Source organism: Pseudarthrobacter sp. NKDBFgelt (genome assembly GCF_046097905.1).
GTDB classification, from domain to species: Bacteria; Actinomycetota; Actinomycetes; order Actinomycetales; family Micrococcaceae; genus Arthrobacter; species Arthrobacter polychromogenes.
Genome location: NZ_JBJURL010000223.1, coordinates 1 through 503, shown reverse-complemented (window position 1 = coordinate 503; position 503 = coordinate 1). Strand labels below are relative to the sequence as shown.

At 51.7% G+C, this 503-nt stretch carries 2 protein-coding genes; both read right to left on the bottom strand.

Features of this window, described 5'->3' with window-relative positions:
• Positions 1 to 113: 113 nt before the first annotated feature.
• Complete coding sequence (locus ACKAE7_RS21260) at positions 114 to 266, bottom strand: hypothetical protein (protein WP_407105621.1); 153 nt, start codon at positions 264 to 266, stop codon at positions 114 to 116.
• A gap of 104 nt (positions 267 to 370) precedes the next feature.
• Positions 371 to 493, bottom strand: a complete 123-nt coding sequence (locus tag ACKAE7_RS21255; RefSeq protein WP_408980259.1) for a DUF5343 domain-containing protein — start codon at positions 491 to 493, stop codon at positions 371 to 373.
• Positions 494 to 503: the final 10 nt, after the last annotated feature.

Sequence of the window (503 nt, the reverse complement as noted above, 5' to 3'; positions counted from 1 at the left end):
ACCTTTCGAGCACTGTCTGGTCTGCCCCGATCCTAATTCCGGCCTGACGGAATGTCTCGGCGTCAGCTTCAAACATTATAGCCCGGAACATCCAATCGCGGATTGCGGCCGCGTTAGGCATCCAGCAGGTTCTCCCTGAGGGCACGAAAGATCGCGTTGTAAATCTCAATATCACGAGTTGCCGGGAGGTTGATCTCAATCTTATAGTTGAGGCTCATTTCTTGCGCGCCCGTCGCCCCTTCCCTTGCAGTGATCTCATCCTTCAACTTGACCCTCTCGCTATCGATGCCGGGCGTCTTATTGTCAGGTATAGTCGAATTTATATCAGCATTTTCCAGAAGGGCGAGGAAGGTTGAAGTCTGAAGCTCAGCTACCTTGTCGGACGACCGTGGCTTGATTTGAACTTTCCGTTGATCGCCGCCCTATCGGCCCTCGTAAGCCTCTCATTTATGACGAATAAATCTCCATATGCCTCCTTAAGGGCTTCGCCCAGTATCTTCTTC